The sequence below is a fragment of the Nitrospiraceae bacterium genome (genome assembly GCA_019637075.1).
Lineage (GTDB): Bacteria > Nitrospirota > Nitrospiria > Nitrospirales > Nitrospiraceae > JAHBWI01.
The window spans coordinates 353176-377977 of the sequence record JAHBWI010000001.1 but is presented as its reverse complement, the minus strand read 5'-3'; the positions used below and the strand labels follow the sequence as shown (position 1 = coordinate 377977).

The following is a 24802-nucleotide window of genomic DNA, read 5'->3' as shown; positions in this document are numbered from 1 at the left end:
ACTCCTTCTGAACAGCATGTTCTTCCCGACGGTCCGTTCGTTCCTGTCTTTACCCGATTCGGCCGGTTTCGTACATATCCCGCCATCGAATGTCGCAAAGTTGTCGTTTTTGACGGGCTGTGCCGCGGCTTGATTGCATAAGTCATCACAATTGCACGGAAAAGCCATGATGCTAGCAAGGCATAGCACATGCAAGCATCTGCATCACTAGGCAAGTTTTGTCTAATTGCGTGTGGAATCATGGCCAAACTGCTTCGCATCGTCATTCAATTGCCGGAAGATCTGAAGACCCGACTCGATGAGTTGAAACAGCGTGGATATACGACCAGCGGGTTCATTCGAGCCGTCTTGGAACGAGAACTTCAAAAGCCTGAGTATCGGCCGGTGAACGGGCATAGCCAGACCAACGGTGAGGGGAGAGAAGCGGGGAAGCCTCAGGGAAAACACCAGGGGAAGGCTCGCTTGTGACTTATTGCAAGGCAGGGGAGATCCAATCGTGACCCGGCTGTCGGACATCGTGCGGGAGCAGGCCAAATCAGGCAATGGGCCTGGACGAGCCGACTCACGGCCTGGATCAGCCGGTTCGGAGCCCGGCATGCAGCCGCCGGGGGCCCAAACCTCCAGCGTCACACCCCCGCTGTTTGAGCGGGCGGAGCAGGAACTGCTGGTGCTCTCACAGGCCGTGCGGACTCAGTCTGGAGTTTCGCTCGACCGCCTACTTCCTATTGCCGGGGAGATTGCGCGAACGGTTCAGCGGGAAGACGGACTGCTGCAGCAGGTGTTCAAGGGGCGTTTAGGGCGGCCCCTGATCCACAACCCCATCAATGTCGCGATTCTCGCGGTCAAGGTCGGGATCGGCTTTCGGTACGATCCGGTGACGTTGGAACGGCTGGCCCTGGCTGCGCTGGTCCATGACATCGGGATGTGGACCCTGCCGGAAACTCTTTTGGCCAAGCCCGATGCCTTCGGGCCTGCCGAACGGCAACAACTCGAACTGCATCCGCAACAGGGTGCGAAGGTCCTCACGGCGTTGGGAACTCAGTTTGATTGGTTGGCGACCGTGGTGTCGCAGGAACATGAACGTTGGTGTGGGCAAGGCTATCCACAAGGGTTGCGGGGCGGGCAGATCCACGAACATGCACAGATTATCGGGTTGATGGATACGCTCGACGCGATGATCAACCCACGGAGCTATCGCCGTCAGATGATTCCACACTTTGCCGTGCGTGAACTCATGGTGAAGAGCAAGAGCCTGTTCTCATTGCAGATGCTGAAGATGTTGGTGGACCAGTTGTCGCTGTATCCGCTCGGTACGATGGTCCGCCTGAATACCGGCGAAGTGGGGATCGTGAATCAACTCAATCAACGGTATCCGCTCCGCCCACGGCTTTCGATTGATCAGGCGGCCGGCGCAGGGCCGGCGAAGGTCTTGGATTTGAGCGAGTCCTCCACGCTCCACATCGTCGAAGTGCTACGGCCACTGGAAACGAACTGAGGACAGCCTATGCTGACACGGATAGGGCAATGCAGTCTCGCACGTCTCGTGCTGATGGGGGTGATGCTGGTGTCGGGATTGGAGGGCTGCCGGAATCCCGCGCAGTCGACCTTGCCGCCCTCGGCCATCTCCGAAGCGAGCGCGCCTCTCCCTCCCTTACCGAAGGGAGATGTGTTCGTGGATGAGACCGTGCCCACCGTCGATACGCTCATCGATGTCGGCGATAGCCTCGATGTCGTCATCAGGCGCGGGGCCGGGGAGGAGAAATTTGCCAGCGTAGTGCGCGAATCGGGGCGGGCCTCGCTGGCGTTCGTCGAGGTACAGGTGGCGGGTCTGACGGCAAGCCAGGCTGAGGCGAAGGTGCAGGAAGCCTTCACGCCCTACATGCGCGAGCCCCGTGCACAGGTGACGTTGAAAAAGAAGGCGTTGCGTGTGAAGCGAGTGTTTGTGTTCGGAGACGTGAAGAAACCCGGCATGTATCCCATGCCGCGCAATATGACGGTCGTGCAGGCAGTGGCCGCGGCGGAGAGCTACAACGAAACGGCCTTACTGGAGGAGATCCGGGTCGTGCGCGGTAATCTCCAACATCCGGAAGTCTACACGGCGGACTTGTCGCGGCTCTATACCTACGGCGATTGGAGCAGAAACCTGGCTCTGGAAGAGAACGACATTGTCTTTGTCCCACGGGAACATCTGGGCGATGCGACCGAAGCGGCGAAGAAAATCACGCCGGTGGTCGGGGCGGCGCTGGCGCCGTTCTACCCGGCCATCATAATTCCGACCTTCTTTCCGGGGGCGGTCATCCGCTGAGGGTGCCGGCGCGAGGCGCCGCAAAGGGCGAACCGATGGCTCAATACGAACTCGACATCATCGACTACTGGTTGATCGTCAAGAAGCGCAAGTACCTCATCGGTCTTGCCGCGTTGCTCGTCACGCTGTTCACATTCGGCTTCACGGAGGCCCTGAAGCCGATTCCAATCTACGAGGCGGCGGCGCGGGTGAAGTTCGATCGCAGCACGACGGTGGCCCAGCAACTGATCGAGTCCCTGTCGGTATCGCAGGGCAACGACTTGAGCACACAGACCGAGTTCATTCGGAGCTTCCCGGTCATGGAGCGTGTGGCGCAGGAATTTACGTTGGTGGAGAGCGAACCGTCGCCGGAGGTGCGCCGGTCGGCTGCGTATCTCCATACGGTGTACAACCTCAGCCAGCAAATCCGGACGGAACGGGAAGCAGACACCAGCATCATTCGAATCATCGCGAACTCGAACGATCCGCCGGAAGCCGAAAAGATGGCCAACGCCGTGGCGCAAGCCTACCGGGTCGAGAATATCGCCGCGCGCAACCGACTGGTCATGGAGTCGCGACGGTTCGTCGAAGAACAACTCGCGAACTTGGAGGAGAAGCTCAGCGCCGCCGAGGATGCCCTGCGCAATTTCAAAGAACGCGAAGGGCAGGTGTTTCTGGATGAAGAGGCCAAGACGGCATTGGAAATGTTCAGCAAGTTGGAGAGCGACCTCGACCTGGTGTCTCGCCTCAAGCATGAGACCCTGCAACAGATCCAGTCGTTGAAGCGGCCCGATCCCTCGACGCCCGTGCAGCGGATTTTCACCGAAGAGGGCACGTCGCTGTTGGGTGTGTTGAACAGTAAGTTGCTCGACCTGTACCACGAACGGTCGACATTGCTGATCAATTACACCTCCGAACATCCGACCGTGCATGAGGTGGACCGCAAGATCGCCAACGTTAAGGCGGAAATCGAGCGGGAGCTGAAATCGAAGGTGGCGACGCTGGAAGGGCGTGAGCGGGGTATCGAGGAACAAATCAACCGCTATCGCGGGCGCTACTTGGCGTTCCCGAAATCCGCCATCAGACTGGCGCGGCTTGAGCGCGAGGTGAAGGTCAATTCCGACCTGTACGCCACTTTGAAGATCAAGCATCAGGAACTGCAGATCAAGAGCGCGGAACAGATCGAAGAAGTGACGGTCATTACGCCTGCGATTACCCCCTCGAGCCCGATCAATGCTCCTAACACCGAGATGAATCTCGTGGTGGGCTCGCTGATGGGGCTGTTCCTGGGCGTCGTGCTCGCATTTGCGCGGGAATCGTTCGATACGTCCATTGGGACGATCGAGGGGGTCGAAGAATTTCTCAAGGTGCCGGTCCTCGGCGTCATTCCCCAATTCGACAATGAGGAACTGGTCGAGGCCGCGGCAGCCGTCTTGCCGCCTCAGACGCCGCCGGATATGGTGGAAAACTTTTCCAAACTCATCTGTCTGGTCGATCCCAAGTCGGTCTTGTCCGAGAGCCTCCGATCACTGCGCACCAACATTCAGTTCGCCAGTATGGATCGGAAGCTCAAGTCGTTGGTGTTTACCAGCGCCGGTCTTGGGGAGGGGAAGAGCACGGTGGTCGTGAACCTCGCCGTGACGCTGGCCCTGGAAGGGCAACGGGTCCTGCTCGTGGACGCGGACCTGCGACGGCCGATCGTGCATCAGCGATTGGGGCTGGATCGTGAACCCGGCCTGGTCGACACGCTGGTCGGCGGGATGTCATGGCGCAACTCCGTCCGTTCGGTGACGGATTTGATGTTGGGCCAGATGGGTGTGGATCGGGTCTTGGACACGCCGGGCCTCGACAACCTCTTCATCCTCACGAGCGGGTCGGCCACGGGTAATCCGAGCGAGTTCATGAATCTGAACCGGATCAAGGCGCTGATCGCCGAGATGCAGGAAGACTACGACATGGTGCTCTTCGATACGCCGCCCATCCTTCCCGTGACCGATGCGGTGGCGATCAGCTCGCGCGTCGACGGGACCGTGCTGGTGTATCAGGTTGGACGCATCGGGCGGAATGCGCTCAAGCGGGCCAAGTTTCTCTTGGACCATGCCCAGGCCAATACCTTGGGCGTCGTGCTCACCAACGTGCGCGCCGAGATCACGCCGGAAGCGGGCATGTACCGCTACGAGTACAAGTAAGCGGTCCGCACCAGGCGCCGAGTCGGCGCCTTCGGCCGAGACGGCAGTGGGAGACCCCTGATCGTGCGGATCCCGACAAGCAGAATTCATTGGTCGGTGGCGCTGTTTCCTGTGCTCGCGGCGATTCCCTTCGCCCTCTTCCTCACGCTCAAAGGGGCAAGCTCGAGCCTCATTCTTTTGGCCGGCGGTTTCCCGCTCCTCATCGCGTTCATTTCTCCGCAGACCGGTCTTTATTTGCTGGTGTTCTCGATGCTCCTGGGGCCGGAGTTTTTGGTCGGGGGCATGGGCGGGGGTACGACGTTGGGCCGCGGCGTGACGCTGCGGTTCGACGATTTTCTCCTCATGCTGGTCGGCTTCGGCTGGCTGGCCCGGGCGGCCAGCTCGGAACATGAAAAGGTATTCGTCCGCACGCCGCTCAACAGGACCATCACGTGGTACGTCGTGGCCTGTATCTTCGCCACGTTGATCGGGATTCTCTTCGGCCGCGTAAAGCCGATGGGCGGCATGTTCTTTCTGCTGAAGTACTACGAGTATTTCTTCCTCTACTTCATGACCGTGAACCTGTTGAAGGAGGACAGGCAGATCAAACATCTCGTTATGGCGAGCCTCATCACCTGTGCCTTGGTTGCGCTGTACGCCATTTCCCAGATCCCCGGCGGAGAGCGGGTGTCCGCGCCGTTCGAAGGTCGCGATGGCGAGCCCAACACGCTCGGGGGCTACCTCGTGTTCATGATGGCAATCATCGCCGGACTGTTGGCCACTCCCAACGCTCTGTCCACCAAGTGGCCCTATATGGCCTTGATGGGGTTGGCTGGCATTGCGCTCCAGGCGACGCTGTCCCGTGCGTCGTTCCTCGCCGCCGGCGTGGTCACGATCGGCTTTCTGTTGATCCTGCGCCGCCGGAGTCCCGTACTGGTGTCGCTCTTGTTGATGGGCGTGTTGGCCGTTCCGATTGTGGCGCCGAAGGCGGTAGTGGATCGGGTGCTGTACACGTTCACGCAACCCAAGGAAGAAGGGCAGATCAATGTGGGACGGATGCGGGTCGATACGTCCACGTCCGAGCGGCTGAGATCCTGGCAACATTCGGTGGACGTCTGGAAAAAGTCTCCGCTCTGGGGCATGGGGGTGACAGGCGGACCCTTTATGGATGCCATGTATCCACGCGTGCTCACGGAGGCAGGATTACTGGGGATTTGTGCATTCTTCGCATTGCTCTGGGCCATTTTCCGAACAAGCATGGGGGCCTTCGCCACCTTTCGGGATCCCTACATGACCGGACTGACGTTGGGGTTTGTGATGGGCTTCATCGGTTTGCTGGTGCATGCGGTGGGGTCCAATACCTTCATCATCGTGCGCATCATGGAGCCGTTCTGGCTCTACGCGGGGATCATAGTCAAGGGGCTGCTGCTGCAGCAGCGGAAGACCGAGGCCGAAGGGGAGGATGCCGAACGGCCGGCGGCTCCGCAGTTCGCGCCGCGGATGCCGATGCCGGGATTCTTGCCTGGATTCTCGGCACGGCGGAGCTCTCTCTAGGTTGCGCGATGAGTACCGATCGTAAGCTGGCGTCCCTAACCCGTGTGACGACGATTCTGTTGGTGGGCCGTGTCGCCGGCTTCTCGCTCCTCTTGGTCAACTCGATCGTGATTGCCCGCGTACTGGGCGTCGAGGCCTTGGGCGAATATGGGTACGCGATGGGATTGGCGGCGCTCTTCGGCTTGGTGCCGAATCTCGGCATCACGACTGTGATCACCAGGGCGATCGCGCAGGATCCGGATCACAGCCTTGGATTTTTCAAGACGGCGCTCCGGACCCAGGCGATGTTGGCGGGACTCGTCTTCCTGGCCGTCGTCGGTGTGGCTGCGGTCTTGCCGCGACAACTGGTGCCGGTGAGCTATGCCGCGCTGGCGGCATTGCAACTCACGGTCGGTTCGTTCAGTTGGCCCTACCTGGCCGTGCTGGGCGGGCGTAGCCGCTATGACCGCTTGGCGGTAGCGGAACTGATCACCGGCAGCGGAGGCACGTTCTTGATCGTGGGAACGGCTCTTTTCGGTGGGTCGGTCACGGCGTTCCTGGTGGTGCATGTGGTGACGGCTGCGGCCTCGAATGTCATCGCGCGGGCGATTGCGGGGCCGTTTCTTCCTCCGCACGACGGGCCTCACTGTTCCTTTCGCGAGCTACTGAGGCAGGCGTTTCCGTTCGGAGGCGGGGCCATCGTGCAGAGTCTCTACAGCAGGATCGACCTGGTGTTGCTGGGCCAACTGAGCGCGGCAGGAACGGTCGGCCTTTATAGTGCTGCCTACAAGCCAATCAATATGGTGGTGAATTTTGGGTCTTCAGCGGCGGGGACCTTGTTTCCGTATCTGGTCCAGGAAGCGAAGACCGGCCCGTCCGGCACGTATCAACGCGTGCAGCGGCTGTTTCTTGTGGTGGCGCCCCTTTTGGCGTTGGCATTCAGCGGGCTTGCTCGGCCGCTGCTGACGACTTTGTATGGTGCGGACTTTGCCGCAGCCGGTTCCATGTTGTCGATCCTCGCCTGGGCCGCCGCCGCGAAGTGGCTCTGTGCTCCCGTGGCGATCGCGCTGCAGGCGCGCGGACTCGAACGTTGGTGGATGATCGGTCTCTTGGTCGCATTTGTCGTCAATGTCTGCGTCAACTGGTGGGCCATTCCTCGCTGGGGTGGGGAAGGCGCGGCGATGGCGACCGTGGTCTGTGAAGCCGGACTCCTCGTCTCAGGCATGGGGTTGCTGCACCATCGATGGCGCATCGCGCCCCCTGTGCATACGATCTTGGCGGCCGGAGTCGCGACATTCTGCAGCGCCGTGCTGTTGTTGGCCTTACGTCCGTGGGGCGATGTGTCCGCCACGATCGGAGCCGTGTCTTGCTATGCCGCTTTGACGCTCCTCCTGCGGATTGCCACCGCCGATGATGTTGCGAAACTGGTCGGCCGGTTCCGGGAATCCGTATATGGCCATGCACGGGCATAGGGGAGACCGCTGAACCATGCTGATCGGAATCGACGCGGGGCCCTTGCTGGGACATGGAGGGATCAGCCGGTATGTCTCGCCGCTGGTGTCGGCTTTCTGCGCCGCGCGTGGCGCCTCCGACGTGGAATTGGTGTTGCGGCGGAGTTGGCGACAACATGCGGGCCTCTCGCGGCTTCGGCAACTGGCGCCGGTGACGGAGGTTGGGACGCCGGATCGCTTGCTGACGTTTTGGTGGGAACACATGCACAGCCCATTTCCGGCAGGAGGAACCCTGTGGAAGCGCTTCGATCTCTACCTCGACACCTGTCTGATGGGGCCGGTCCTGACGCGAGGGAAGCTACTTGCGGTGATTTACGACCTGATTCCGCTGCGGCTGCCGGCATTGTTTCCGGAGCATGGGCGGTTCCGAGAGAAACTCGAACGGCTCTGCCAGCAGGCCGACCGGCTGATCGCGATTTCCCAGCAGACTGCGCGTGACCTGACGGACCTGCTGCAGGTAGAGCCCGCGCGTATCTCCGTTATCTACCCAGGACAGTCGCTGAACGGGGCGGTGTCACCGTCGGTACGTAGTCGGACGGTTCTGAACAAATACGGAATCACGGGGCCGTACATGCTGTACGTCGGTGCCATGGGGCCGCACAAGAATGTGAGTCGGCTGGTGGAAGCGTTCGAGACAGCAAAAGCGACGGGGACGGTTCGGGCCAAGTTGGTGCTGGTCGGGGGAACGGAATGGGGACGCGCAACGTTGGCCCGTATCGAGGCGTCGTCCGTGAAACAGGACATTGTGGTAGTGGGGTTCGTTCCGGACTCGGATTTGCCGCACTTCTATGCGGCAGCCGAATGCTTCGTATTTCCCTCGCTCTATGAAGGGTTTGGGCTGCCGGTGCTCGAAGCGATGGAGCAGGGGCTGCCGGTGTTGGCCTCCAGGTCGGGGGCTTTGCCTGAGGTCGTCGGGGATGCGGGGGTGCTGGTAGATCCCGATGACCCGCACGTGTGGGCGCACGAATTGGTGCGGCTCACGCACGATGCCGAGCTGCGGCAGACCTTGGGCCGACGAAGCCGGGAGCAGGCCGCACGATTCTCCTGGGCCCATAGCGCACAACAGCTGTCAACTCTGTTCGAAGCGGTACATCGTGGAGTGGCTCAGTGAATCCCGCAGCCTTTTACGATCGGGAGTATTTCGAGGGGAGCCGCAGACAGAGTCCCCCTCATACTCGAGATCTGATCTATCCCACGGCGCTCCGGACGGCGCGGTATCTCTGCCGTCAGGCGATCCCACGACGGGCGGTAGATCTGGGCTGCGCCAAAGGATTTTTTGCTGCGGCCTTGCGTGACAGCGGGGTACCAAAGGTGATTGGGGTGGACGTGAGTTGGTACGCGGTCTCGCAAAGCGAACCGGCGCTGAAAGGCCGCCTCCTTGTGGGAGACGTCTCTGCCGCACTGCCGCTACGATCGGCCTCGTGCGATTTGGTCACGGCGTTGGACCTTTTTGAGCATCTGAGAGACCCGCTCCTGACCTTGAATGAGATCGGGAGGATCCTGAACGTACAGGGCCGTGCCTATGTGAAGATCTGCCATCCGAAGCATCCGAACGCGACGCGTGACCCGTCGCACGTGAATGTGCAACCGATGCAGTACTGGACCGCCCGGTTCCGAGAGGCAGGGTTTGCCTGGCAGCGCGTGTATGAAACCGACGTGTCGGGAGAGACGTCGCCGATCGGACGACTCAAGTCCGTCGTGAGACGATTTCGAGAATGGGCGGTGATCGGGACCCCGGCCGATTACAAGTTTTTGCTTTGGAGAGTCGGATGACGCAGCCGGAGCGACAGTTCTGGCAACAATACTGGGGAGGACCGCAGGTAACGGCCACGGCCGTGACGATGACCCAGATTCTCGACCGCATTAAATTCGGCTACCTTCAGGCGCTGTTGCCGACTGGGGGCCGGAGTTTGGAAGTGGGTTGTGGATCCGCGAGACTGTCCTGTTGGTTGGCGCAGGCTGGTTTCCGGACTACATGCCTGGATTTTTCGACGAATGCCCTCACATCTGCGCAAGCCAACTATAGGAATTTGCGCGTGCCGGGATCGTTCATTGCGGCGCAGGGGACGGAATTGCCCATTCAGGACAACAGCCAGGACATCGTGCTGTCCACAGGGCTCTTGGAACATTTCCCGGATCCCAGCCCGATCGTTCGGGAGATGGTCAGGGTTCTAAAGCCCGGAGGGCTGTTTTATTCGGACATCGTGCCCAAGAAGTTTTCGCTGTTTCGATCGCTGGATTGGGTCGGTCGGATCAAACGCAGGCTCGGTTCCTCTTCGGAGGCCGAGTTCTACGAGCGCTCGTTCACGGCCGGGGAGATCCGGGCCATGTTGCGAGACTCGGGGCTCTCGGGGGTCGATGTGTTCCCCGCCGGCGTGGTCCCGCCGTATTTGCCGATCCTGTCACGTTCCGAACGGCTGCGCAGGGCTCAAGTGCGGGCCGTGGGGCGCACGCAACGTTGGTGGCGGGCCTGCGATCGGACCTGGATCGCCGAATGGCTGGGCTTCTATTACTTTGCGTCGGCCGTCAAACGCTCATGAAGGAATCGTCGTCCATGGCACACGATGACATCGAACCGGCGGGAACGTATCGTCCGCAATTTCAATTCAAGTGGCGGAGAGTCGTGCGACTCTTGGATCCCTTTCCCGGCTTGAAGGAATTCATCGCCTCTCGCGTACGTGGCCTGCTGAGGCGTTGTTTTGAGCCCGGCATGGTCACCACGGAGCGAGTCGTCGAATATCCCTTCGTTTTCCAGCATCTGAGCGGCGTGACCGGACCGATACTCGATCTGGGCTGTTGCCACAGCCGCCTGCCGATCGCATTGGCCTCGCGCGGTTATCAGGTAGTCGGCATGGACTTTAATCCCTATCCCTACGCCCACCCGGGACTGCGATCGATTCGAGGCGACATCATGCAGATTCCGTTTGCCGATCGGACATTTTCTGCGGTGTTGGCCGTCTCGGTGATCGAGCATATCGGCATCGGCCACTATGGTGAGCCGGAGGCGAACGTGGGAGACCAGGTGGCGGTCCAAGAGGTGGCGCGGATTCTCAAGCCTGGCGGCAAGGCCCTGATCAGTGTGCCCTATGGCCGAAGACTGACGAACGATTGGATGCGGGTCTATGACCAGGCGCGCTTGCGAAAGCTGATCGCGCCTCTGTCGATTGAGCGGATTGAATATGCCGTGAGCAGGGCCGGACTGTGGATGCCCAGCACAGAAGTTGACGCAGCGGCGATCGACTGGACGGGCACACAGCGGTCGGTTGCGCTGGTCGTCGGGGCCAAGGCAGCGTAGCGCCAGGCGGTAGGTGGATCAGTCATGACTACGAAACTGTTGTTCCTCGCACCGGCGCCCCCATCCGATCGGCATGGAGGTGGAGCCCTGCGGATGTTGCATCTGCTGCGATTTCTGAGCCGACATTTCGAGGTCGATCTCGTTGCGCCGGCATTGGACGGAGTCGAGGAAGCCACACGGCTGTTGCAGGGCGTCTGTTCGGAGATGGAGTTCGTGCCGGTCGAGGGACCGGGCTTTCTCGATCGGCTGACCCGGGTAGGCCCCTATGTCAAAGATAGGGCCCTGGCCACCGTGGTGGAGAAACGATTGGGAAGCGGCCGCTACGGTGCAGTGCAGTTGGAGAAGCCGGCGATGATTCCCTATATCCCGAGCGGCGCCGCCATTCCTTTGATCCTTGACGTCTGGGCCTATGGGTTGGAAGGGCCGCTCCGGGCCCTCAAGTATGGCACCGGCGGAGTCAGCCGTCCGCGACAGTTACTACGGCTGGTGAAGTTCGGGCTGTTCGACAAATTCTGTTGGCCGGAGACGCATTGCCTCCTGGTGGTGTCGGATGAGGACCGGGCTCGGTGCGAGCGGGCAAGGCCGACGCAGCGAGTACTCGTCGTCCCCAACGGCGTCGATTGCCAAGCGATTGTGCCCAAGCGCGACTATGGGATGACGAAGCCTCTGCTGTTGTTCAGCGGCGACATGGGATTTGAGCCCAACGTAGATGCGGCGATGGTGTTGGCGAGCGAAATCCTGCCGGTCGTGAAGCGGGATTATCCCACTCTCGAGTTGCGACTTGTCGGCCGCAACCCCGACCCCCGCATCAAGAAACTGGCGCGCGACGGCATCGTCGTCACCGGGGCTGTTCCGAATATGCAGCCGCATCTCCAGGAAGCGACCGTCTATGTCGCGCCCCATTTCACGGGGGCCGGTACCAGAACCAAGATTTTGGAAGCCATGGCGAACGGATTGCCGGTGATCACCACGCCGACCGGGATCGAGGGCATCAAGGCGCAGCCGGGTCGTGACCTGCTCGTCGAGGACACCACGGTGAACATGATCGAGTCGATTCACACGCTGTTGGCCAGCCAGGCGGACCGTGAACGGTTCGGACGGGCGGCACGACATCTCGTGGAAATCAAATATGACTGGCCGCGCTGCCTCTGGCCGCTGGAACCGCTCTATCACGATCTGCTCTCACCGAAGGCGGCCGCATGCTGACGCTTTCGATCGTTATTCCGGTGAGGAATGGAGAACGGACTCTCCCGGCCTGCTTTGCGGCCTTAGATCAGCTCAACCCGGCTCCCGCGGAGATTATTTTTGTCGACAACGGTTCGACCGACCGGACGCCGGAGCTGTTGAGTGCCTTTCAACGGACGCCGCGGCCCTTGCCGGTCATCGTGTTGCAGGAACGGACGCTCGGGGCCTCAGCCGCAAGGAATACAGGCATCCGCGCAGCGACCGGTGACCTCGTGGTGTTTACCGATGCGGACTGCGCGCCCCGCCGGGATTGGCTGAGGCATGTGGGTGCCGGATTTGCCGAAGCGGAAATCGGCGCGGTGGCTGGGAGCGTCACTGGAGTCTTCGATCGTTCCTTCTGCGAGTTGTTCAGTTCGCTCTATACCTTGCAAACAGCTGGCGGCTCGCTGGTCTACAGAGCCTGGACGCCCTGGTCCGGAGGGTTTCCCACGGCCAACCTGGCTGTGCGGCGGTCGCTGTTGTTGAAGCTGGAAGGGTTTGATGAAGGGAAGACTATTTACGGCGAAGACTACGACCTCTGCGCCAGACTCTATCGTGAGGGTGCCGCGATCCTGTATCAGCCAGACGCGGTCGTCATCCATCACCATCGAGCGACAGTGAAAGGGGTGTTCCGCCAGGCCTATGGGTTCGGACGGGGCCATGCCTACTTGCTGCACCGCCACCACCCGGCCGGCCTCTGGCTCGAATTTCCGCGGAAAGCGGTGGAGTGGTCTTGGGCTCCGCTGCCGGGTTGGATCGACGTGGCTTCGCCGGATAAGAAGCTGGCCCTGCTGCTCATGTCGGCCATCCTGATTCGTCCGCTCATCGCACTATTGCCCCTCTATCTCTGCTGGCTGGCCTATGACTGCGTGCAACGAGCAAAGAGCGCCGGCGTCCAAGTGTCGCTTCTCGATGCTTTTGGACTTGCCTGGATGCTGTTGCTGAAAGCCGGCGCCATGACCGCGGGGCGTTGGAGCGGCTCGATCCAGTATCGGACCTGTTGCTTGTAGCGACGCGAGTCGACCATGTCGGAGCAACACGATCAAGAGACGATCTCAATCATCCTGTGTTCAATGGATCGCCACGCGGATTTGGAGCAGGCGGTGGCATCGGTGCGTCGATCGGGACCGATCGGGAGCACCGCCGAAATTGTGGTCGTGGAGGAAGCGGACGAGCCGAAGCCGGTTGATGGAACCAGGTATGTCCACCTGCCTCGCGCAGGACGGGGATTCGGTTACGCGAGGAATGTCGGGGTGAAGACGGCGACGGGAGAACTCTTGCTGTTCTTGGACGACGATTGCCGAGCTGAACGGGGTTGGGCAGAGGCGTTGATCCAGCCGTTTGCCGCTGATGGCGATGTGTTGGGGGTGGCCGGGTCCGTCGCGGTGCAAGGGTGCGGGCCGGTGGGCTATGCGGAGAACATCCTGGGATTTCCCGGCGGCGGCCTCCGCTATCTTCACGAATCGGGAGGGCAGGTCGTCCCGACCCGTCATCTCTCCACCTGCAACTGTGCCTATCGGCGCCGCGCGCTGGAACAGGTCGGAGGGTTTCCTGAAGAGGCTCAGGCCGGGAGCGAGGATGCCTTGGCAGCGGAACGGGTCGCGCGCTTGGGTTCGTGCCGGTATCAGCCGAATGCCGTCGTCTATCACCGGACGAGGGATCGCTTCGACCGAGTATTGCGCTGGTTCATGCGACGGGGTTTCAGTGAAATGGCTTCGATGGCGAGGCGCGTCGAGTGGCGATGCTTCTCGTCGTACCTGCTGCGCAGCTCTTGGACCCTCAGGGCCGTGGGACTCCTCCTGCTCGGCAGCGTCGTGCCTCCCGCATTCATGGCGCTACCGGTCGTTGTCGCCCTCTATTACGGCGCGATGTTGTGGCGATTCCGGTTCGCTCGTCGATATCCCTCGCATCGGTCCGCCTGGTGGTTGGTGCCGGCGGTGAAATTCACAATGGATATCGGGAACGAGTTGGGACGATGGCGCTTCGTCCTGTCGAGAGGGCAGGCATGAGCTCCGGTCGGGTCTTGTATGTCTCCAATCACGGGGACATCGTCGGCGGCGGCGAGATCAGCCTCTTGTCGTTGATGGCTGGTCTTGACCGATCAAGGTGGCTGCCGTTGCTTGTGGTGCCCGAAGAGGGGCGCGTGGCGGAAGAGGCACGGAAGGCCGGCCTGCACAGCGAGGTGGTTCCCATGCCGTCACCCTACCGGGCCGGGAATCGACTCATCACAAGTGTGAACCGGTTGCGGGCCGTGATCGCGGATCGGGGCGTGGACCTCGTGCACGCCAATGGGTCTCGCGCCATGGTCTACGCCGGCCTCGCCGCTCGCTTGGCTGGAAGGCCTGCGATCTGGCATGTGCGGGTGGCCGATTCCGACGGGTGGCTGGACCGAGTCCTGTATCGGATGGCGTCCCATATCGTTGTGAATTCCGATGCCGTGCAGGGACGATTTGCATGGGCCAGTGGCCGGAATGTCTCGCGAGTCCACAACGGTATCGATACCGAACGATTCACCCCGATGCCGGAGCCAGAGGGGCTCCGTGCGAGTATGGGACTGACGGAGACCGATCGAATCATCGTGAGCGTCGGGCGTTTCGTGGCGTACAAGGGCTACGGGAAACTGTTAGAAGCGGCTGCCTTGCTCCATCGGCGCGACCCCTCGATTCACTGGCTGTTGATCGGGGACGGAGAATTGCGCCAAGAACTGACGGTTCGCCGCGACGAACTCGGTCTGGCGAAGGTGGTGCATGTCACCGGTTGGGTGGAGGACGTGCGCCCGTTGTTGTCGCTGGCGGATGTGTTTGTCTTGCCCTCGTTCGGCGAACACTTCGGGCGTGTCGTCGTGGAAGCGATGGCGATGGGAAAGCCGGTCGTGGCGACCAATGCCGGAGGTGTGCCCGAAATCGTCTCGGATGGAGAGACTGGTGTGCTGGTAGCTTCTGCCGATGCGGACGCCATGGCCCAAGCCGTGCAGTCGTTCCTCGTGCTTCCGGAGCGGGCCCGACAGTATGGTCAGGCCGGACGGCGCCGAGCGGTAGAGCGGTTCAGCCTGCAGCGGCATGTCTCACGGATCGAATCGCTCTATACGGAGCTGAGCGGGGTCTACTGTGCAGCGGTGTAATCTCTGCGGCGGCACGACCTGGAAGACCCGTGAGCGGCACGGGGCTACTCGCGTCGTGGAATGCCGCTGCGGCCTTGTCTTCGTAACCCCGGTGCCCTCTCGGGGAGTCATCGAAGCGGCCTATCAAGACGACTATTACGAGGCCTGGCAGGCGCAGGGATCGGCGCGACGCAGAATGTGGGAACGGCGGGCGGACTTGGTGGACGAGGTAGCGGGAACAGCCGGGCGTCTGTTGGACGTCGGCTGCGGCGACGGAACGTTTCTCCGAACGGCGCAGAAGCACGGCTGGCGCGTGGTCGGCACCGAATTGTCCCGCAATGCCGTGGAGCGCTCGAAGGACGTGCAGCTCTCGCAGGGGGAAGTGTGGGAGGCGGCGTTTCCCGCCTCAAGCTTCGACGTCGTGACGAGTTGGCATGTCATCGAACATGCGGGCGATCCGATGCGGATGGCACGTGAAATGAATCGACTGCTCACGCCGGGGGGCTGGCTGATCCTGGCGACGCCCAACGTCAACGACTATATCTTCCGCGTGGGCTATGCGGCGGGCCGTCTGCGTTGGCCGACGCTGTACGAGGCAGACGAACGTGAGCTGCATCTGTACCATTTTTCGGAGTCCACGTTGGTGCGGTTGTTGGCAGAGGCCGGCTTCACCGAGATCAGGACCGGCTTCGACGAGGGGGCTGCGACCGTGCCTTCGAAGCGAGCGGTCAACCGTCTGGCTCATGCGTGGTATCGCCTGACCGGAGTCAATTGGGGAATCGGTTTGCTAGTTGTCGCGAGGAAGCCGACGGCGATGCCGTCGGATCAAGAGGATAACTATGTTTCAACACAGCGTGCAGCATCTGAGGAATAGCCGCCGCCGCTCCCGCCGACAGGTGTTCGGAGGCGCAGCAATGCCCGAACGGTTGGCAGCCGGAGTGTCGGAGCCAAAGCGCTTGGATGTGCTGCTCCTCGCGGGGTTTGTCCTGACCCTCTGTCTGTTCAATTACCTGCACGATGCCGCCAAGATGCTGATGGAATCGGACTTCGTCGACTATGCCCACTACTACATTTTTGCCACGGCAGCCGCCAGGCACCTGGGTCTGTTTGATGCCGACCTGTTGGGTCAATTGGGAGAGGTAGGGCGGCTCGTCCATGCTGCGGGCGAACCGGTGTATCCGCCGGTCTTTTATCTCTTGATGGTGCCGCTGACCCGATTGTCTTATGAGCCTTCGACTTGGCTGTGGATGGCCATGAGTCAGTCTTTCCTTTTGGGGTCGTTCTGGCTCTGTATCGGTCGCCATCACGAAGCATCGATAATTCGTGTGTTGGTCGCCGGGCTGATCGTCCTGACCTATCAGCCGATCAGGGAGACGCTGTTTCTGGGCCAGACCAATCTCTTGATCCTAGGGCTGGCGACCGCGGCTTGGTGGGCCTTGCGGGAGGATCGGCCCTGGCTGGCCGGCATCATGGTGGCGCTCACGGTGAGTAACAAGATTCAATTCGGTCTGCTCGTTCCGCTCTTGTGGTGGATGGGGTATCGGCAGGCGGCGGTCCGTTCAATGCTGGCCTTGAGCGCCATGACGGCAGTGGCCTGGATGCAACTCGGGACGGAGCATTTTGTCCACTATGTCCAGCAGGTGTCCCGCTACTCAGACGAACTCGCGGCCTGGTCGATGAACATGGCTCCCCGAGCTGTGCTGTATCGGCTTCTCGGGGACACGGCGGAGGGGCGACTCTGGGCCGAAGGTCTGTGGCTGACGGGATCGGCTCTGTTGCTTTTGTGGGTAGCCGTCGTGACTCGTCCGGTCGAGGGACGGGGCGGCTATCGGCTGGATTGGAGTTGGGGAATCGGGTTGACCGCCGTGTTGCTGATTTCTCCCATGTCCGAGGAGCACCACTTCACCGTGCTGTTGCTGCCGCTCTTGTTGCTGGCTCTCTCCGCACCGCTCCAGGAATTCACGGGACGAGATTGGGTCCTGCTGTGCGGGACGTTGATCCTCCTGGGCGGCCGGTATTCGTTCGAGCGGTTTCCTTCGCTGCACCACGGCCTGAGCTCACTTGTGATGACCGGAAAGACCATCGGCCTGGGATTGTTGCTATGGATCTTGAGCGAGCGGTTGCGCGCGGTCGGGCGGCGCGAGTCTACCCAGCGTGATTGGCAGCAAAAGGCCTGTGCCGCATGACGATGCACCTTGGAATCGACGGGCGAGAATTGCGCGCCGGCGTCAGGACCGGAATCGGCCGGTATCTGCGGGAAGTTCTGCGGGCCGCGGTCTCCCGCGGGTGGGCCTGTACGCTGTATGGCGATCTCGATGGTCGTCCCGAGGAGGTTCCCGTGGCCGTACGGTATGTGCACATCTCCCAAGGTTGGACGCAGTGGTGGGACCAGGTCATGCTCCCGCGACAGCTGGCTCGCGATCGGGTTTCCATCTTTCTGTCTCCCTACTACAAGGGCCCGTTGATCGGCGATTGCCCGGTCGTGTTGACAATTCATGACCTGTTCTTCATCGGGTATCCGGGAGAAGCCAAGCCGTTGCATGATGTCGTCATGGCGAAGTTGGGGCAGCTCTATGCGCGGCAGGCCTCGGCCATCATCGCGGACTCCGCTTATTCTAAACGGGCCATCATCGACCTTCTCAAGGTCTCGCCCTCGAAGGTGACGGTGGTGCCCGTGGCCCTCGCTCCCGAGTTCACTCCGCAGCCGCTCAGTCAGTCGCAGCGCGATCGTTACCAACTCCACGGCGCGTATGTGCTCTACGTAGGAAACTTCAAACCGCACAAGAATCTGTCTCGCCTGTTGGAGGCCTATGCCTCGATGGACAAATCCTTGCGGGCACGCTATCGATTGGTGTTGGCGGGCGGCGATCGCGCAAATCGGCCGGAGATCGAACGTCTGGCGAAACATCTGGGCCTTGCCGAGCGGCTCGTGCTGACCGGTCTCATCCAGGATGCAGACCTGCCTTCCATCTACAGTGGGGCCAGTCTCTTCGTGTTGCCGTCGCTCTGCGAGGGGTTTGGTCTTCCTGTGTTGGAGGCAATGGCCTGCGGGGCTGCGGTTGCAGCGTCTGATCGGACGGCTATCCCGGAAGTTCTCGAAGGCGCCGGGCTGCTCTTTAACCCCGAAGATCCGCAGTCGATCAAGTCGGCACTCGAGCAGGGGTTGTCGAGTGAAGCGATCCGAACCAGGCTTCGTGAGCTAGGGTTAGCGCGCGCCAGGGCGTTTACTGCCGCAGAAACCAGCGAACGGGTGTTGGATGTGCTCGAGCAGACCCTCTGTCGAAGACAACAGGATGCCGCCTAGGAGTGCCAGATCGTGACGAGGCCCCCACGGACAGACCGGCGTGACGACTATGACCTGTCCGTCATCGTGCCTTGTTACAACGAGGCACCGATCCTGGAACAGAGTCTCCGTGATCTCCGGTGGATCATGGGACAGACGTCGTATCGCTGGGAATTGATCGCAATCGACGATGCCAGCCGTGATGAGACGCCTCGGCTACTCGATGGTCTCCTTGCCGATCGTCCGGACACGAGGGTGATCCGGCACCGGAGCAACATCGGGCGGGGAGGGACTGTGATGGAAGGGTTGCACCTGGCCAGGGGCCGGTATGCCGGGTTTCTCGACATCGATCTTGAAGTCCATGCCAGGTACCTTCCCTCGATGATTCTGGCTATGGACAAGGAGGGCTATGATGTGGCGACCGCCAAGCGCGTCTACCGTGTCCCCTTTCGAGTGGACGATATGGTCCGCAACGTCCTGAGCCTCGGTTATCGACAGCTGGTGCGACGCTACCTGCACTTGCCCTTCGAAGACACGGAAACCGGTTTCAAGTTTTTCCGCAGAGAGGCAATTGTCCCGCTCCTGAGCCATGTGGAGTCGCAGGGATGGTTCTGGGATACGGAGATCATGGCGGCGGTATACCAGGCCAAGCTGCGGGTGATCGAAATTCCCTGTCTGTTCGTGCGTCAAACCATCCGCCCATCGACGGTACGGCCCTGGCGCGATGCCTTGGGCTATTGGCGCGCAATGCGTTCATTCAAGCGGCGAATGACAGCAGAAGGTCGTCTCTGAGATGCGCAGTCCCCTGTATTGGCACAGTGCGATTTACCATGGGGCCATGAGGGGTCTGTACGGACGTTGCTATGCCACGCGGCTGGCGGCTGTATCGGAACGTATCGAGCCAGGCAGCTCGGTCGTCGAGCTCTGTTGTGCCGATGGACGCCTCTACTCGCGCTATCTGAGTGGCCGCGTCGTCCAGTATTTGGGGCTCGACCTCAATCCGACATTCGTGAAGGAAGCGCATCGCTGTGATGTGCCGGCTGAGGTCCGCGATCTAAGACAAGGGGAGTTTCCGAAGGCCGACGTGGTGGTGTTGCAGGGAAGCTTGTATCAATTCGGTCCGGACTACGCGGGCTTTCTTCGCCGCATGGTCCGCGCAGCGAACTCTCGTGTCATCGTCGCGGAGCCGGTGCGCAACCTCGCAGCCAGCGCCAACCACTGGATAGCTTGGCTCGCAAGCCAATTGACGGATCCCGGGACGCATCCCATGTCGGATCGGTTGGATGAAGCGGCATTTCGCGGGCTTTTGGAACTGTTCCCAACCGTCGAGTGTGTCCCGATTGCCGGAGGACGCGAATTGCTGGCGGTCATCGAATCGGGGAGGAGAACCTCGTGAAGGCGGAGGCCTATGAACGGATGACAGCTTCCGCCGATGACCACTGGTGGTATGCCGGTCGACGCGCGATCCTGACTGAGATCGTGAAACAGGCGCTCATGGAACGGGGAAGCCAAGGGGCACGCGTTCTCGATCTTGGCTGCGGAGTGTCCAGTCCCGTAAAGCAGTCATGGCCGGGAGTGAAGACGTTCGCTGCCGACCGTTCGTCGCTGGCGTTGAATGCCCGTCGTGCACAGGGTTCGTCGGGGGTGCTGCGCTGTGACCTGACGGCATTGCCCTTCGCTCCGAGGCAATTCGATCTGGTGCTCCTGTTGGATGTGCTCGAACATCTTGATGACGAAGGCGCCATGTTGGCGGCGATCCGATCCCTGCTGCGACCGAATGGGGCACTCATTGTGACCGTCCCGGCCTACCCGTTCTTGTGGAGCGGCGAGGACTATGTGTCGGAACACCGCCGTCGCTATCGACGGGATGATCTTCGGCGGGTGATCGAGCAGGCCGGGTATGTTGTGAAGCGGGCCACGTATTTCAATACCTGGCTCTTTCCGATCATGGCGGGAACCATTCTCTGGGAGCGAACCATGGTTCCGAAAAACCGATTCCGCTCGAACGTACGACCGATCCCTTTTACAATCAATACGGCCTTAAATCGCATATTTGCGAGCGAGCGTTGGTGGCTTCGCCGAGGCGATTTTCCCTTCGGCGGGTCCCTCCTGTGTCTTGCGCACGCGCAGAACACCTAGTCTGTGGAGTGTTCCGATGACCACATCTCGTCACAGTACGCTGCTGCAGCGCCCCATGAGGGCCGAACCCCTGGTGTTTGGTAGTCCGCTTATCGAGGAAGAGGACATCGAGGAAGTCGTCGCGACGCTTCGATCCGGGTGGCTCAGCACCGGTCCGCGAGTGGCTCGCTTCGAACAAGCGTTCCGTACCTATCTCGGGGCTGAGCATGCCATTGCCGTCAGCTCTTGCACGGCGGCGCTCCACCTCGCGCTGACCGCCATCGGAATCGAACCGGGCGACGAGGTCATCACCACGCCCTTGACCTTCTGCGCGACTGCCAATGCCATCCTGCAAGCTGGTGGGAGGCCCGTGTTTGCCGACGTGGAGCGGGAGTCCATGACGCTCGACCCTGCGGCGGTCGACGCTGCCGTGACCAGACGGACCAAAGCCATCATCCCGGTGCACCTGGCAGGCCGACCCTGCCGGATGGACGAACTCATGGCGATTGCGCGGCGGCATGGCCTGTATGTGATCGAGGATGCGGCCCATTGCATCGAGGGGAGCTACCGAGGCCGGCGAATCGGCACGTTCGGAGACTTGGCCTGTTTCAGCTTTTACGTGACCAAGAGTCTCATGACCGGCGAAGGCGGGATGGTGGTCACCCAGAACGCCGAGCTGGGCCAGATCGTACGCACCTTGGCTCATCATGGACTGAGCCATACGGCCTGGGAGCGGCACATTCAGTCCGCTCGTGGAATTCCGGAGGTGGTGGCGCCGGGGTTCAAGTCCAACATGACGGATTTGCAGGCCGCCTTGGGATTGCATCAAATCGATCGCCTCGACGCCCAACTGGCCAGGCGGCAGGCCATCTGGGCGACATACGACCAGGCTCTGGCAGACTTGCCGTTCCGGTTGCCGGCTCAAGAAGAGCCCGACAGGGTCCATGCGCGACACCTGTACCAACTGCTGGTCGACGATCGACAGGCGCCGTTCGACCGAGACGGGCTCCGCGATGATCTGCTCCGGCTCAATATCGGAACCGGCATCCACTACATCGCCCTTCACCAGCATCCTTACTATCGAGACACATTTCACTTGAGTCCTGACCAGTTCCCCAATGCGCAATTCATCTCGGAACGGACCCTCTCCCTCCCGCTGTCGGCCAAACTGACCGACGCCGATGTCGAGGACGTGGTGAATGGGGTCCGGCAGGTATGGGAAAGCCGTTGTCGGTAGCCACTCATCTCCAGTCGCAGCATCGAACGGTAACCGTCGCTTCGGCTTGCCGCTGTGGCGCAGGGGGCAGCTTGGTTGAGATGGGACCGGCGTCCGAGGGACGCCGGCGATGCCGGACCTGTGATGTGATCGTGGCCGCTGCGCTGCCGGAGGAGGCGGACCTGGCTCGTTGCTACGGCGAAGACTATTGGGCGAACTACGCGGAGGAACAGCAAGGAGCGGCACGGGACAACGTGTGGCGTCACATTGTGGATGTGATGGAGGCAGCCGTGCCGGTTCCTGGCACGGTGGTCGATGTCGGCTGCGGCGGCGGCGGGTTTTTGGCACGGTGCCGTGAGCGAGGCTGGAAGGGGATCGGCTTCGACCTTTCTGCCGGCGCCGTCAAGCATGCTCAGGAGCGGCAACTCGATGTCCGGCTGGCAGGGTGGCCGCCTTGTGACCTGCGGGACGGCAGCGTACAGGTCGTCGCGTGCATCAATGTGCTGGATCATCTTCCCGATCCATTCGCGGCCATGGCGGAAGCCTATCGGATCCTGGCGCCGGGCGGCCTCCTGTATTTGCGAGTGCCCAACGGACCGCTTCATGCCATGTTGTCTCGCTGGTCGCGAATGGCTGGGTTGCCGGACCTAAGTATCCAACATCTCTATGGCTTCGGCGCGCTGTCGCTCCGCTTCCATCTTGCGCGTCTGGGGTTTGACGCCGGGACGATCCGGACCTCGCCGCCGACCCAGTCTGATGCCTATTGCCGGTCCCGTACCTACGGCGCCAGGCTGCGGGGGCTCTGCAAGCGAGCGGACCTCGCGCTCTACCGTTGTGCGCAGTGGCTTGGAGTGGATCGCGTCCCCTATGGGCTTTCTCTCGAAGCGTTGGCCAGGAAGCCGTTGCCTGCGGCAGGGGAGGGTCGGTTGTGAAGCGCCGTTGGAAGCGTCGATTACACTTCGGCGAGATCGTGGTGGTGTTGTCCGTGGTGACTGCGCTGCTGGCCTTGGGGCTCGCCATGTTCCTGCGCTCGTACTACGTTCATGATCTCAAGGGCTATCAACCGCTCGATCTGATGCGCGGAAAGCAATTGGAGCAAAAGCCGGGATCCAGTTCGACCGGCTCGTCGGCCCAGACGAAGTGAGATTGATCTATGTGCGGCATATGCGGACATAGCGGTCAGGGCGATCCCCAGGTTCTCGATCGGATGTTGCAGGCTCTGGTGCATCGGGGACCGGACGAGGACGGCCGTTTTCGCGATCGCGGGGTCTCGCTCGGCATCCGCCGTTTGCGCGTCATCGATCCGGAGGGCGGCAGGCAGCCGGTCACGAATGAAACCGGGCGTATCGTTGCCGTCATGAACGGGGAGATTTACAACTATCGCGAACTCCGCGAGGACTTGCAGCAGAAGGGGCATCGCTTTGCCTCCCGCTCCGACACCGAGGTGCTTGTCCATCTCTATGAGGAAGAGGGGGAAGAGGGGGTTCGTCGGCTGCAGGGCATGTTTGCCTTTGCTCTGTGGGATCGGGAGCGCGACCGTCTCCTGGTCGTGCGGGACCGGCTCGGGATCAAGCCGCTCTACTATGCGGCGATTCACGATGCCGCCGGGGACACGCAGCTCGCCTTCGCCTCCGAACTTCCTGCGCTGCTCGAAGCGATCCCAGCGCCGGCCGTTCGCCCGCAGGCCTTGGTTGATTATTTTCGGTATCTCTATGTGCCGGGACCGGAGACGATCTATGAAGGGGTGTATGAGCTCAAACCCGGCGAGCAGCTGCGATTGGAACAGGGACGCTTTCACGTCGAACGCTATTGGAGCCCGCAATCCGCCCATCCGCGGCAACGGCTCAAAGACAAAGCCGGGGCGGTGGAGGCGCTTCACGGCTTGCTTCGGGATACCGTGCGTGCCCACATGGTCAGCGACGTGCCGCTCGGCTTGTTCCTCTCGGGAGGGTTGGATTCTGCGACCCTTCTGGCCTTCATGCGACAGGTTGCGGGGGATAGGATCAAGACTTTTTCGATTGGGTACGACCATCCGGCGGACCAATCGTACAACGAACTGGATCGCGCGCGATCATTGGCTCGGCATTTCGAATCCGATCATGTCGAAGCTCGGTTGAGTCCGGATGTCGCTGCGCTGCTGCCGTCGGTCGTGCGGGGGATGGCGGAACCCTTTGCCGATTCCTGCGCGATTCCGACCTATTTGATTTCCCAGCTGGCGAGAAATTCGGTGACCGTCGCGCTTTCGGGCATCGGTGGGGATGAGCTGTTCGGCGGCTATCCGCGGTATCTCGGCATCCGGTCCTCAGCCTGGTACGCTGCCGTGCCAAGACCGATTCGTTCATGGATCGGTCATCGTGTCGCACCCTGTATTCCGGAAGGAACGGGCGGACGCGACCCTTGGGGAAGGGTTCGGCGTTTTCTGGTGGACGGAGCGCACTCTCAAGCCAAGCAGTATGTCCGGTGGATGACATTCCTGCCGCGCGAGTGGGAGCGACGGGCCTTCGATGAAGATTGGTATGCGGCTTCGGATATCGGAGACACGCAGGCGGAGCGCGAGCTGCGTTTCGAGCGATGGGTATCGTCCGATCCGGCCGATCGAGCTTCCGGTTTTGATCTTCAGACCTATCTGCCTGATGACCTGCTCCGTATGGGCGATCGGATGAGCATGCGGCACTCGCTTGAACTTCGGGTGCCCTATTGCGACCACCAGTTGCTCCGCTTTGCGCAGGCGATTCCCTCCGACATGAAGTACTCCGGATGGAGGCTCAAGGGTTTCTTCCGCGAAGCGGTGCGAGCATTGCTGCCGCCGGAGATCAGTGAAGGGCCGAAGTATGGATTTCGAATCCCGCTGGCCCGTTGGTTGCGAGAGGACATCAGGCCGATGGTCCGGGATCTGCTGAACGAGGCGACGATACGGGAGCGGGGGTATCTCAATCCGGCTTATGTGCGGTGGGTCCTGGATGAGCATGACAGCGGCCGTCGGAATTTTGCCGACCAAATTTATGCCTTGCTGGTCATGGAACTGTGGGAACGGGAACGCCGATCTGCATCGGTCGGCACACGATAGAGG

General features: G+C 61.3%; 24 protein-coding genes. All 24 read left to right on the top strand.

Annotation, left to right across the window (positions count from 1 at the left end):
- The first annotated feature begins 240 nt into the window (after positions 1–240).
- Positions 241–468, top strand: coding sequence for a hypothetical protein (locus tag KF814_01755; protein MBX3234852.1), 228 nt, complete (start codon positions 241–243; stop codon positions 466–468).
- Between the two features lie 28 nt (positions 469–496).
- Positions 497–1495, top strand: a complete 999-nt coding sequence (locus KF814_01750; protein ID MBX3234851.1) for an HD domain-containing protein — start codon at positions 497–499, stop codon at positions 1493–1495.
- A 9-nt stretch (positions 1496–1504) separates the two neighbouring features.
- On the top strand, positions 1505–2305 hold the full coding sequence (locus KF814_01745; GenBank protein ID MBX3234850.1) for an SLBB domain-containing protein: 801 nt from the start codon (positions 1505–1507) through the stop codon (positions 2303–2305).
- Positions 2306–2340: 35 nt separating this feature from the next.
- Positions 2341–4473 carry a polysaccharide biosynthesis tyrosine autokinase gene (locus tag KF814_01740; GenBank protein MBX3234849.1) on the top strand — a complete coding sequence of 711 codons (2133 nt, stop codon included), beginning with the start codon at positions 2341–2343 and terminating at the stop codon, positions 4471–4473.
- A gap of 63 nt (positions 4474–4536) precedes the next feature.
- Positions 4537–6006, top strand: a complete 1470-nt coding sequence (locus KF814_01735; GenBank protein ID MBX3234848.1) for an O-antigen ligase family protein — start codon at positions 4537–4539, stop codon at positions 6004–6006.
- Between the two features lie 8 nt (positions 6007–6014).
- Positions 6015–7457 carry an oligosaccharide flippase family protein gene (locus KF814_01730; protein ID MBX3234847.1) on the top strand — a complete coding sequence of 481 codons (1443 nt, stop codon included), beginning with the start codon at positions 6015–6017 and terminating at the stop codon, positions 7455–7457.
- A 16-nt stretch (positions 7458–7473) separates the two neighbouring features.
- Positions 7474–8607, top strand: a complete 1134-nt coding sequence (locus KF814_01725; GenBank protein ID MBX3234846.1) for a glycosyltransferase family 4 protein — start codon at positions 7474–7476, stop codon at positions 8605–8607.
- Positions 8604–9269 (top strand): methyltransferase domain-containing protein, encoded by a 666-nt coding sequence (locus tag KF814_01720; GenBank protein ID MBX3234845.1) that lies wholly within the window; start codon positions 8604–8606, stop codon positions 9267–9269. Before KF814_01725 ends, KF814_01720 begins: the two co-directional genes overlap by 4 nt.
- Positions 9266–10036 (top strand): methyltransferase domain-containing protein, encoded by a 771-nt coding sequence (locus tag KF814_01715; GenBank protein ID MBX3234844.1) that lies wholly within the window; start codon positions 9266–9268, stop codon positions 10034–10036. The genes KF814_01720 and KF814_01715 overlap by 4 nt, the downstream gene beginning before the upstream one ends.
- A 14-nt stretch (positions 10037–10050) precedes the next feature.
- Entirely contained in the window at positions 10051–10791 is a 741-nt protein-coding gene (locus KF814_01710; GenBank protein MBX3234843.1) for a class I SAM-dependent methyltransferase, read from the top strand.
- Between the two features lie 24 nt (positions 10792–10815).
- On the top strand, positions 10816–11997 hold the full coding sequence (locus KF814_01705) for a glycosyltransferase (GenBank protein ID MBX3234842.1): 1182 nt from the start codon (positions 10816–10818) through the stop codon (positions 11995–11997).
- A complete protein-coding gene (locus KF814_01700; GenBank protein ID MBX3234841.1) occupies positions 11991–13025 on the top strand; it encodes a glycosyltransferase in 1035 nt (344 codons plus the stop codon). The genes KF814_01705 and KF814_01700 overlap by 7 nt, the downstream gene beginning before the upstream one ends.
- A gap of 15 nt (positions 13026–13040) precedes the next feature.
- Positions 13041–14024 (top strand): glycosyltransferase, encoded by a 984-nt coding sequence (locus KF814_01695; GenBank protein MBX3234840.1) that lies wholly within the window; start codon positions 13041–13043, stop codon positions 14022–14024.
- A complete protein-coding gene (locus tag KF814_01690; GenBank protein MBX3234839.1) occupies positions 14021–15136 on the top strand; it encodes a glycosyltransferase family 4 protein in 1116 nt (371 codons plus the stop codon). Before KF814_01695 ends, KF814_01690 begins: the two co-directional genes overlap by 4 nt.
- Positions 15123–15989 carry a class I SAM-dependent methyltransferase gene (locus tag KF814_01685; GenBank protein ID MBX3234838.1) on the top strand — a complete coding sequence of 289 codons (867 nt, stop codon included), beginning with the start codon at positions 15123–15125 and terminating at the stop codon, positions 15987–15989. Before KF814_01690 ends, KF814_01685 begins: the two co-directional genes overlap by 14 nt.
- Before the next feature lie 40 nt (positions 15990–16029).
- A complete protein-coding gene (locus tag KF814_01680; protein MBX3234837.1) occupies positions 16030–17301 on the top strand; it encodes a DUF2029 domain-containing protein in 1272 nt (423 codons plus the stop codon).
- Positions 17298–18419 carry a glycosyltransferase family 4 protein gene (locus tag KF814_01675; protein MBX3234836.1) on the top strand — a complete coding sequence of 374 codons (1122 nt, stop codon included), beginning with the start codon at positions 17298–17300 and terminating at the stop codon, positions 18417–18419. Before KF814_01680 ends, KF814_01675 begins: the two co-directional genes overlap by 4 nt.
- Positions 18420–18431: 12 nt before the next feature.
- Positions 18432–19190, top strand: a complete 759-nt coding sequence (locus KF814_01670) for a glycosyltransferase (protein ID MBX3234835.1) — start codon at positions 18432–18434, stop codon at positions 19188–19190.
- Between the two features lies 1 nt (position 19191).
- Complete coding sequence (locus KF814_01665; GenBank protein ID MBX3234834.1) at positions 19192–19794, top strand: class I SAM-dependent methyltransferase; 603 nt, start codon at positions 19192–19194, stop codon at positions 19792–19794.
- Entirely contained in the window at positions 19791–20537 is a 747-nt protein-coding gene (locus KF814_01660) for a class I SAM-dependent methyltransferase (GenBank protein ID MBX3234833.1), read from the top strand. The genes KF814_01665 and KF814_01660 overlap by 4 nt, the downstream gene beginning before the upstream one ends.
- A gap of 16 nt (positions 20538–20553) precedes the next feature.
- The gene (locus tag KF814_01655) at positions 20554–21753 is read left to right on the top strand and encodes a DegT/DnrJ/EryC1/StrS family aminotransferase (GenBank protein MBX3234832.1); all 1200 of its coding nucleotides are present in this window, start codon (positions 20554–20556) and stop codon (positions 21751–21753) included.
- Entirely contained in the window at positions 21732–22664 is a 933-nt protein-coding gene (locus KF814_01650) for a class I SAM-dependent methyltransferase (GenBank protein MBX3234831.1), read from the top strand. Before KF814_01655 ends, KF814_01650 begins: the two co-directional genes overlap by 22 nt.
- Positions 22661–22876 (top strand): hypothetical protein, encoded by a 216-nt coding sequence (locus tag KF814_01645; GenBank protein ID MBX3234830.1) that lies wholly within the window; start codon positions 22661–22663, stop codon positions 22874–22876. Before KF814_01650 ends, KF814_01645 begins: the two co-directional genes overlap by 4 nt.
- Positions 22877–22885: 9 nt before the next feature.
- Positions 22886–24799: an asparagine synthase (glutamine-hydrolyzing) gene (gene asnB, locus KF814_01640; protein ID MBX3234829.1), complete on the top strand. Its 1914-nt coding sequence runs from the start codon at positions 22886–22888 to the stop codon at positions 24797–24799.
- The last annotated feature ends 3 nt before the right edge of the window (positions 24800–24802 follow it).